Origin of the sequence: Agrobacterium sp. a22-2, from assembly GCF_012276985.1 — a bacterium.
Lineage (GTDB): Bacteria > Pseudomonadota > Alphaproteobacteria > Rhizobiales > Rhizobiaceae > Allorhizobium.
In genome coordinates, this window is the sequence record NZ_JAAXMM010000088.1 from 1 (window position 1) to 413 (window position 413).

1 protein-coding gene is annotated in these 413 nt (G+C 65.1%); it reads right to left on the reverse strand.

What is annotated here, in order from left to right; genetic code table 11:
- Window positions 1-53: 53 nt before the first annotated feature.
- The coding region (gene grxC, locus HFC70_RS26505; protein ID WP_368669831.1) for a glutaredoxin 3 at window positions 54-413 on the reverse strand (360 nt) is incomplete at its 5' end.

A 413-nucleotide genomic window follows, 5' to 3' on the forward strand; every position in this document is an offset into this window, starting at 1 on the left:
CAGCAATCCGTGGCGGCTTGGCGCCGCTGCCCTGCCCGCCGGCGGCGAGCCGCCTAGGCGAGGTTGAGCAGGGAGTTCAATTGGCCGCTGCGATCCAGAGCGGCCAGATCGTCATAGCCGCCCACGTGGAAATCGCCGATGAAGATCTGCGGCACCGTGCGCCGGCCGTTGCTGCGCTCCTGCATGATCACGCGTTCTTCCGGGTCGATGTCCACCCGGATCTTGCGAACCTGCACCCCCTTGCGGCGCAGCAGCGCCTCCGCCATATTGCAGTAGGGGCAGATCGCGGTGGCGTACATCACAACTTGCACCATGCTTTCCTCGACTAATCGCGCTCCAGGGGCAGGCCGGCATTGCGCCAGGCCATGATGCCGCCCTTCAGGTTGTAGACCTTGGCGAAACCGGCCTTCTTC